The sequence below is a fragment of the Capnocytophaga sp. oral taxon 326 str. F0382 genome (assembly GCF_000318295.1).
GTDB lineage: Bacteria > Bacteroidota > Bacteroidia > Flavobacteriales > Flavobacteriaceae > Capnocytophaga > Capnocytophaga periodontitidis.
Window position 1 is genome coordinate 20886 of the sequence record NZ_KB291404.1, and the last position, 9894, is coordinate 30779.

Genomic DNA, 9894 nt, shown 5'->3' on the forward strand with positions numbered 1-9894 from the left:
ATTAAAATATAGGTTTGTATTTCTGTTCGAAACTCTGTGTAATTTCCTCTTGGTACTGCTCGAAATGCGCTTTGAGCACATTATCTAAATAGCTGTACAGACTGATCTTGTCTTCTCCTATCACCTGTACAATACGGGCTATTCGCTGGTGAAACTCAGGGCGTATATACACCGATTTTCCTTCCCTTGCAGAAGTCTCTCCCTGCTCAAAAAAATAACTTTCATACTCGTAGAGTTCTGCCTTTTTCTTCTTGGTAGGAGCTGGTTTCTGGGGTGCTTTCTCTGTCTCTATCGGAGCTGTAGCAATGGCAGAGGCAGGCGTGGGTTGCTTGCCTGCCATTAGCTCCATTAGTTCGTTTTCGTCTATAGGTTTTACTGTCTTCATATCTTTAGGTTTTACTGAATAATCTGTACCAACTCATTAATAAAGTCGTCCAAATGGCAACCGCTCATCAGCTTCTCATCAGCAGGCATTAAGGTAGAACGGAATACCAATCGTTGGTTTTCTGTGCCATCTTTTCGGAAACGCTTGCTATCAGAGATGTAGGCTTGCATCAGGTTCAAACCTAAATCAGCAATCACCTGCTCATATATCTTATACAAAGGCGACTTCTCTCTTCCATCCACCTGATTCCAAAACAAATGTACGCTTTTAATAGTACTTTCGGTATTCTTTGCGATGATATTGGAAAGTACCTCAGTAAAACTCAAAGTACTTTCAATTACCACTCTATCGGCAGTGATAGGTGAGAAAATGTGATGCATTTGTGCCAGCAAGGTCAATATCCCTGCGGTGTTTACTGTCCCTGGCATATCAAAAAGTATAACCTCTATAGGGAAAGGTGTCTCTGTGATAAGCTGTTGTGCCTTTTCAAGAGCTTCATTGGGCTTACATTGTATTATGGGGTATGCCTTTTTGTTTAGCTCACTAAACTGTCTATGAGCAGCTTTCTTAAAATGCTCGTTGTTCATCACTGTTTTGAGGTCTTGTTCTCGCATTCGGTGTAGGCTGTATTGTGGATAATCACAATCCATCACCGCTACATTGTAGCCCATTCGATAATGTAGCAAGCTGGCTACTAAGGTGGTAAAGGTGCTTTTTCCTACCCCTCCTTTCTGAGTAGAAAAACTAATGAATTTTGTCGTTGATGTCATATATATGTGTTTAAATATGTTTGTAATTCAGTAAGTATATAAGTGCATAGCTATTCAAATACAACTATCTGTAATTAGCCAATTATCTAACTACCTCCATAAGTAAGTATTTACTCACATAAGTAATTGGCTAATTATCTAATTGACTAATTACTTGCGTATGTACATACGTCTGTAGCTTTATAGCTTTGTAGCTACATAGCTACCTAATTGCATTTTTACATTCGTACATACTTGCTTTGGTATGCGGGTGCAAAGGAACATACAAATATACATATAGCCTTATGTAGGGTTGTAAATGGCTTTGTAAGGAAGTGATTGGCTTTATGTTACATACAAATCCTTTGCTAAGAAATCACTTGTTTTGCACCCTGAAATCACTTTACCCGCTCGTAGTGTTAATTTCTCTCTTTATGGCTAATTAAAATTCGACCGTTAGGGAGAATTTTCTGTTCACCCGAACAGAGCAAGTTGTGTTTTGAGGCACGCATTAGGCGTGTAGGCACCTCAAAACCACTTGCCCTTGCAGGGAGCTTAAAACGCACTCCGAAGTCGTGTTTTTTTACTAACACTGAATTTATATGACCTTACAGAAAACAACTCACAAACGCTCCACAGGTAGAAATAAAAAGATAAACCCTGCTTCTTTTAGATATGTTTTTCGATTGAATGAAGAAGAAAACAATCAGTTTCTCTCGCTTTTCGAGCAATCAGGAATGAAAGTCAAAGCGCATTTTATCACCTCTTTGCTTTTTAACCGAGAGATAAAAGTGGTGAAAATTGATAAATCTGCTTTAGATTATTACACCAAACTCACTGAACTCTATGCGCAATTTCGTTTGGTAGGGGTGAATTACAATCAGATTGTAAAGATACTCTACCGTAATTTTTCGGAGAAGAAAGCGGCTGCTTACCTATATAAATTGGAGAAAGAAACTACCCAATTGATTGCTATCTGCAAACAAATATTAGAACTTTCGCAGCAAATGGAGCAAAAACTAAAGTAGTTTTTAAGAAGAAAACAGCAGTTTATGATAGCAAAAATACATCGAGGGGCGCAGCTGTTAGGAGTACTTTTGTACAATCACAACAAGGTAGCTAAAGGACAAGGTGAGGTGTTATACGCTCAAAAAGTGATACAACCTCTGCAAGGAAGTGTAGGCATTTCGGAAGTGTCTCGTTCTTTTGCGCCTTATCTCTATGCCAACATAAGGACAGAAAAACCTATCCTGCACATTTCCCTCAACCCCGATCCTAACGATAAGGTGAGTGATGAGACCTTTGTAAAGTTGGCTACTGACTATATGCAGCAAATGGGCTTTGGCGACCAACCTTTTGTGGTTTACAAACATTCGGATATCGAGCGCAAACACATTCACATCGTATCGCTGGGGATAGATGAAAACGGCAAGAAAATCCCTGATACTTTTGAAAAAATACGTTCAATGAAAGTATGCCGAGAGTTGGAAACGAAATACCAACTTATCCCTGCTATCACCAATGATTCACAGCTAACAGATGATGAGTTCTTGCCTTTGTCTAAATTAATACCCTTAGATTACCGACAAAACGACCTTAAAAAGGAGTTGGTACATATTGTAAAACAATTGCTAAAACACTATCATTTTGCCTCGTTAGGAGCATTTAACGCCTTGCTCAATCAGTTTAACATAGCCGTAGAAAAGGTAGAAGGCGAACTGCAAGGCGTTCCTAAAAAGGGCTTGGTGTATGTGGTATTGGATGAGAATGGTAACAAAGCAAGCCATCCTTTTAAAGCCTCCAAGCTCGGCAAAACACTCAGCTTACCTTATATCGAAAAACACTTGCAAAAGGAACACGAATACCTAAAAGGACAAGACACCATTTCCTTAAAGGCACATATCATCTTTGCCAAAGAAACAACTCATAGCAAAAGTGAATTTATTCAAAAACTAAAAGCTAAAGGTATTGAGGTTGTCTTTCGTGAAAACAAAGAGGGGAGAACCTACGGGGTAACCTTTATCGACCACAACAGCCGATGTGTGTATAATGGATCTCAGCAGGGGAAGGAGTTTTCTGCCAATGTTTTTCATCAGTGGCTAAAATCGTTAGAAGAGCCTGCTCCTGCTTCAACCTCTCAGGTAAATATGCCGGCTGTAACTCATTATGCAAGTAAAAATCACAACAATACTAATACTGTTGAAGAGGATACTTTTTCTGACACTTCTTGGACACATTACCAAGAGGATTTTGGCAAGGACTCAGCCTTAAATGCTTTCTTTACTCTTTTCTCTTTGGATGATCAAGGGGTAGATTACGAAGAAGAGGATTTTACCAGAAGAATGAAACGTGCTACTGCCAAACGGAGAAAAATGAAAAACAAATCTTAAGTGTAGCCAGCTCATTGGCTCAGCTAAGTATAAAATATTGACAAACACTAAAAACAGAAACAAATATGCAAAACGATGATGATTTAAGAGCATTAGCCAAGATTATGGCTTTTATGCGTGCAGTAAGTATTCTCATAGTACTAATGCACCTCTATTGGTATTGTTATGGCTTTTTCCAAGGCGAAAAGTGGATATTAGCCGTAGTAGATAGAATCCTGACCAACTTCCAACGAACAGCAGGACTGTTCTCTCACCCGCTATACACCAAATGCTTTGCCCTCCTGCTCTTAGCTTTGAGCTGTTTGGGCACAACAGGCGTAAAGAATGACAAAATTACTTGGCGAAAGATTTACATCGCTCTGGGAATAGGAGCTACTCTTTACTTTGGTAACTTTTGGATTTTGTACTTGCGACTTCCTGCTTCAGTGGTTGCCTTTTTTTATATCCTTACCCTATCTTTGGGCTACATAGCGCTCCTTATGGCAGGTTCGTGGATGAGTCGCTTGCTAAAAGACAATCTTTTAGACGATGTTTTTAACAATGAAAACGAGTCGTTTATGCAGGAAACTCGACTGATGAAAAACGAGTATTCTGTGAATTTGCCTACTTTGTTCTACTACCGCAAGAAGTGGAACAAAGGCTGGATCAATGTGGTAAATCCTTTTCGGGCGACCATAGTGCTGGGGACTCCTGGTTCTGGTAAATCTTATGCTATTGTGAACAACTACATCAAACAACAGATTGAAAAGGGTTTTGCAATGTACATCTACGACTTCAAGTTTGATGATCTCTCTACCATTGCCTACAATCACTTGCTAAAAAACTTAGACAAGTACAAGGTAAAGCCTAAGTTCTATGTGATAAACTTTGATGATCCTCGCCGTAGTCATCGTTGTAACCCTATCAACCCCAACTTTATGAGCGATATTTCCGATGCCTACGAGTCTGCTTATACCATTATGCTCAACCTTAACCGCTCGTGGATACAAAAGCAAGGGGATTTCTTTGTAGAGTCGCCTATCATTCTCTTGGCTGCTATTATTTGGTTTTTGAAGATTTACAAAGAGGGTAAGTACTGTACCTTTCCACACGCCATCGAGCTATTGAACAAGCCTTATGCTGATGTCTTTACCATTCTCACCTCGTATCCTGAACTTGAGAATTACCTATCGCCTTTTATGGATGCTTGGCAAGGAGGTGCACAAGACCAGCTACAAGGGCAGATAGCCTCAGCTAAAATACCACTCTCCCGAATGATTTCGCCTCAACTCTATTGGGTGATGACAGGTGATGATTTTTCGTTGGATATCAATAACCCTAATGAACCTAAAATACTTTGTGTGGGCAACAATCCTGATAGGCAGAACATTTACTCGGCAGCTCTGGGACTCTACAACTCTCGTATTGTAAAGCTCATCAACAAAAAAGGACAGCTCAAATCCTCAGTGATTATTGATGAGCTACCCACGATTTATTTTAGAGGATTGGATAACCTGATAGCCACTGCCCGAAGTAATAAGGTAGCAGTGTGTTTGGGCTTTCAAGATTATTCACAGCTCACTCGTGATTATGGAGATAAGGAAAGCAAGGTAATACAAAATACTGTGGGGAATATTTTTAGCGGACAAGTAGTAGGGGAAACTGCTAAAACCCTTTCTGAACGTTTTGGAAAGGTATTGCAGAAAAGGCAATCTACTACTATCAACCGCAATGATACCTCTACCTCCATATCTACACAATTGGATAGTTTGATTCCTGCCAGCAAAATATCCAATCTTACTCAAGGGATGTTTGTAGGAGCTGTTTCTGATAATTTTGACGAGCGTATTGATCAGAAGATATTCCACGCACAGATAGTTGTAGACAACGCCAAAGTAGCCGCAGAGACCAAAGCCTACCAGAAAATTCCCGAAGTTCTCTCCTTCACCGATGCCAACGGCAACGATACCACCAAAGAACAAGTAGAAGCCAATTACCGCCAGATAAAATTAGATGTCGTTGAAATCATTGAACGCGAAAAAGAACGTATCTCCAACGACCCTGAACTAAGGCATTTGGTGGGGGAGATAGGAGAATATGTTTGATATTTCTGTTTCTAATTTTTATTATTTAAAAGTTAATCATATTCTTTTTTTTCATAATCCAATATATACAAAAAAAAAGAAATAAAGATATAGAACAAGGAAAAATTGAATGATCTATTACGTATTCTTCAATCTCTCTTTCTGAAAAAGTTGACCAACAAGCTTCTCTATTTGTAAATTCTATTTTATTGATATAAAGCCAAAGAAATAATAAAACAAATAATGATGTATATTTATCATAAGACTTAAAAATATAACTATTAAAAAACATAATTATAAATTGAATTGGCATAAATCTAAATATCCCTGAAATGACATCACTACTTAAGTCATCACAATAGGAACCATCAGGAAGGAATATTACCATTTGTATACTTCCTACAAAAATAGATAGTATAGCTATTTTAAAACTTCTCTTTATATTTTTCATTTCTTTGGAGTATATTTATAGAATGTATCAGGAACAGAATCTGGGGTCGTACCTGGTTTAACATCAATGTAAGCGCCATTAATATTCCATACTGCTCCATCAATTATCTCTTGATGTGCTCTATATTTAGAAAATTCTTTCATATCATCAGGATCTGGTAGCATATCATATAAATCTGATTTAAAATTTTCCCATATATTTTCTCCACTATCATGATCAGATTCGTATGTTCTTCTATGTGCTATTGTTCCCCAAGTATTTTTGTAATCTGTTTTTCTCATATATGCAAAAACTGTTATTTTTCCTATATTTGCCATATGTTGAGCTAAGCTATTATTTTTCTTAGGGTCAGTTATTCCCGTAGTTGATGAAACTCCAATTCCTGTTCTACAAGCATATGAATACAATTCTGTTCTGTTATTATCTAAAAAAATATTATTATCAATTTTAGAAAAAGAAGATTTATCTAATTTTTGTTCATTTATCTTATTGTCATAATCAAAAGCTATCACACCTTCATGTTCATTATTTTTTTCATATACATACCCATGAGAATATATAAAAATACTTTTTACCTTTCTGATACTTTTATCTTTTTTATTACTAATATCTCCTGAGTTTATGATATTTATAACATCATCAATAGTATTGACCCTTTGACATTCTACTCTTTTATTATGATAAATAGCTGAAAGTTCTATCTTTGATAATTGATCTTCTGTATAACTTCCAGTAAATATAATAAAGCGTACAAAAGGATATTTAGCAAATTTAGTACGTAATTTTCTTATCCCCATAGCGGGAAATATTAATTCTTTCTTCTTATTTTCTGTTCCTATAATTATTAAAACTTCTTCTCTTATTATTTTTGTTTTCACACTAATTTTCTCTACAGGCTCTTTAAGATAAGGCATTACACTAATTTCTTTTCCTGCCCATTCTTCTTTTATAGTTAACACTAGTTTTTCGCCTTTTTCTTTTAAAACCTCTTGTTTATCATCAATTTTAATAGCCCATTGTATACGATTCTTATCAGCTTCAGTTACTTTTTCAGAAAAATTATATTGCGTAACTTTATAAGTTACCTTCTGATTAGGTGATACATCTCCTTTAGGTTCGCTCTCTACTTTTGTAATAAGAAGAGTGCCTCCTTTTCCTCTAAAATCCATTTTCTCAGGATTAGTCCCAATAATGACCTTCTCAGCATTGGCAAAATCATTTTTACCAGCAGCTGTGATAATAGTATCACCCTCTGTATACATCTTATAATCACCTCCTGTGATTTTAGTGTATACTCCTCCTACAATTCTTGTTCTACTCATAATTATGACATTCTTGTATTTTCACCACCATTTATACGAACTTTTTGCTGTGAGTGGTTTTCTATAGCACCTTCAGAATTTACGACCATACCTCCTGTGCTATTTTCTGTTCTCGCATTCTTTGTTTCACTATGCAAATCTCCCCCAATCACCTCAGTTAAAGCACCATTCACATATACAAACATATCTCCACAAACATCCGTTTTCTTAGCCTTTCCAGCCGTTTCAGTGATATTTACATTAGCATCAAAATCAATACTATCACTTGCCTTTAAATTGATGTTCTTAGCCGTAATATTAATAGTCTCAGGAGCAGAAATCTCTATATTCTTACCCTGAGTATCTAACTTAATCACATTGCCATTCTTATCAGTAAGTAAAATACTTTCATCTTCGGTTGAGACTCTGGGTGAAGAAGTAAAAGAAAGTATAATTTGTTCTTATTTTATTTCCCATATGATAGGATACTCTCTATTCAGCTTTTCCTTATATTTTATATTATAATATCTTTTAACTTCTGAACTATTATCCAATACATTATTTTTACTCAAAATTATTTGTAATCTTAAGATTTTTTTAGAATTTAAAGGTTTATATTTTTTTATTTGTTTACAATTCTCAGGGAGACAAACTTTTACCTTATGTATTAATCCATTTTCTTTTTTTAAATAAAAATTTATTTGTATAAAAAAATCTTTTCTTTTAATTCTTGTATTTGGATTATCAAAAGTATATTTGGAATAATAAAAATCTTTTTCCCTTCCGAAAAGTACAAATATTGTATCGCACCCTTCTCTAAAAGGAATATGATTCAGTATCGAATGATGTATATTCGTCAGTGTATCTATTGTTATTAGATTTTTATCGATTAAATCCTTTCTATTATCCTTGATATTAATTGCTTCCGTAAAATTCTCTCTACTAAACGCATTGATAAAATCTTTAAATGGTGTTTCTGCAACATAATAATAAGTTTTTTCTCCTTGCACAACAATGTTATATTTCGATTGAGAAAACAATATTATTGGAGATAAAAACAAGCTCAGAAATATAATAATTAGTTTATTAGAGTGCCTCCATTTGCTCCCTAATAATATCCCATTGCCATTTAAAAAATGACTTTCTTTTGTGCTTATTTTTGTCTGTATTTCCTGTAACTTCAAAACGCTCTCTATTTTCATAGTCCATAATATTATCTGTATAACCTTTGTAAAAATAAAATTCTGATTCTTTAGAAAATAAATGAGATAATCCCATATTGTGACCTAATTCGTGTGCAATTGTTGAAGACTCTAGTTTTTCTTTTGTAAATGTAATTATAGCATTTCCCATAGGTTCTTCTGTTATTAAATATGCAAAAGAATCCACATCTATCGCATCTATTTTAGGAATATCATTTTCAAGATAAAAACGCTCTTTACCTTCTGTGTGCTGTACAAAAATATCTATGAAAAATAAGAATTTATTTATGTTATTAGCTCCTCGTATTGGTAGTCTTGTATTCCCATAAGTTTCATATAATGATAATAAATCGTCTCGGAAAATTCTAATATCTCTAATTTCATTTCCAGCAACTCTAAACTTGTAGATATTATCAGATGCCTTTAATTCCTTTACATAAGGTTCTTTATTAAGTTGGTATTTTTCTATAAGCGTTTGTCCTTCCTGATTACGATGTTTTCTTAAATCAAAATATTCATAAGATTTCACCTCACACTGTGTGAGAAATTGATTTAAAACATATGTATTTAGATATTTCTCAAGTTCTATATTAAATAGCTTTTTATCTAATATTTTCATATTTCCATCATTAATCAAACAATTAATCATATATAAATTAATCTTCTTTATATCTTTATTTGGATAAAGATAAAGTCTCCCTATATTTTCATTTATTTTTACACTTTCTCCTTCAGAAAGAATTGCTTTTACATTAATAACAGAAATGTCAGATATTTCTCCACACCTAATATTGATTTTTCGCAATTCGTTTAATTTTTCAGAATTTGAAGTTATGTTAATATCAAGATTTTCTGACTCAAATAAAATTTTTATATTATTATTTTTTTTTACTTTTTTATTTTCAGGGAAATCATCAAATATTTCTATATGTAAATCAATACCTTCTTTGTGAGGAGAATTAGGGTATTCAGATGGAAATATAGAAACCCAAGGACAATAATATCTTATTTTAAATCTATCAAAAGATATGTATTTTTCTTTTAATTTTTCAGGATTAGAACATATAGTTCTTTTCTTTTTATCATCGAAGGTTTTCACTTTTTCTATAGGTTCTATATACTCTCTTCGCATCCAATCAAATCCATACTCACCTTTGTATTCTTTTCCTCTATTAAAATATATTAAAAATTTATAATCTATTTCTGTTTTAGGGTCATCTATATTACTGATTGTGTTCTTACTCGCATACCTCTCAGGTTTATCTCCAAAAATCACCTTCTCAGCATTAGCAAAATCATTTCTACCAGCAGCTGAGATGATAGTATCACCCTCTGTATACATCTTATAATCAC

General features: G+C 34.5%; 9 protein-coding genes and 1 pseudogene. 3 read left to right on the forward strand and 7 right to left on the reverse strand.

All coding sequences use genetic code 11. From position 1 onward, the window contains the following. Position 1 precedes the first annotated feature (1 nt). Complete coding sequence (locus tag HMPREF9073_RS06800; RefSeq protein ID WP_009750757.1) at positions 2 to 385, reverse strand: DUF3408 domain-containing protein; 384 nt, start codon at positions 383 to 385, stop codon at positions 2 to 4. Positions 386 to 396: 11 nt separating this feature from the next. After that, positions 397 to 1155 (reverse strand): ParA family protein, encoded by a 759-nt coding sequence (locus HMPREF9073_RS06805; RefSeq protein WP_009750758.1) that lies wholly within the window; start codon positions 1153 to 1155, stop codon positions 397 to 399. A 581-nt stretch (positions 1156 to 1736) separates the two neighbouring features. Between HMPREF9073_RS06805 and mobA the strand changes: the two genes are divergently transcribed. From mobA to mobC, 3 genes are all read left to right on the forward strand, one after another. Beyond that, positions 1737 to 2162, forward strand: coding sequence for a conjugal transfer protein MobA (mobA, locus tag HMPREF9073_RS06810; protein WP_009750760.1), 426 nt, complete (start codon positions 1737 to 1739; stop codon positions 2160 to 2162). 24 nt (positions 2163 to 2186) lie between these two features. Next, positions 2187 to 3524, forward strand: a complete 1338-nt coding sequence (mobB, locus tag HMPREF9073_RS06815) for a conjugal transfer protein MobB (RefSeq protein WP_009750761.1) — start codon at positions 2187 to 2189, stop codon at positions 3522 to 3524. A gap of 65 nt (positions 3525 to 3589) precedes the next feature. Further along, positions 3590 to 5608 (forward strand): conjugal transfer protein MobC, encoded by a 2019-nt coding sequence (gene mobC, locus HMPREF9073_RS06820; RefSeq protein ID WP_009750762.1) that lies wholly within the window; start codon positions 3590 to 3592, stop codon positions 5606 to 5608. 25 nt (positions 5609 to 5633) lie between these two features. Here mobC and HMPREF9073_RS06825 read toward each other — a convergent pair whose 3' ends face one another. The 5 genes and pseudogenes from HMPREF9073_RS06825 to HMPREF9073_RS06845 all read right to left on the reverse strand — a co-directional run. Beyond that, on the reverse strand, positions 5634 to 6038 hold the full coding sequence (locus HMPREF9073_RS06825) for a hypothetical protein (protein WP_009744737.1): 405 nt from the start codon (positions 6036 to 6038) through the stop codon (positions 5634 to 5636). Continuing rightward, on the reverse strand, positions 6035 to 7360 hold the full coding sequence (locus HMPREF9073_RS06830) for a hypothetical protein (protein ID WP_009750763.1): 1326 nt from the start codon (positions 7358 to 7360) through the stop codon (positions 6035 to 6037). Before HMPREF9073_RS06830 ends, HMPREF9073_RS06825 begins: the two co-directional genes overlap by 4 nt. A 2-nt stretch (positions 7361 to 7362) precedes the next feature. Continuing rightward, the gene (locus HMPREF9073_RS06835; protein ID WP_009750764.1) at positions 7363 to 7716 is read right to left on the reverse strand and encodes a hypothetical protein; all 354 of its coding nucleotides are present in this window, start codon (positions 7714 to 7716) and stop codon (positions 7363 to 7365) included. An 84-nt stretch (positions 7717 to 7800) separates the two neighbouring features. Further along, the gene (locus tag HMPREF9073_RS06840) at positions 7801 to 8349 is read right to left on the reverse strand and encodes a hypothetical protein (protein WP_009415086.1); all 549 of its coding nucleotides are present in this window, start codon (positions 8347 to 8349) and stop codon (positions 7801 to 7803) included. A gap of 76 nt (positions 8350 to 8425) precedes the next feature. Next, a pseudogene (locus tag HMPREF9073_RS06845) lies at positions 8426 to 9894 on the reverse strand (hypothetical protein); the annotation flags it as partial.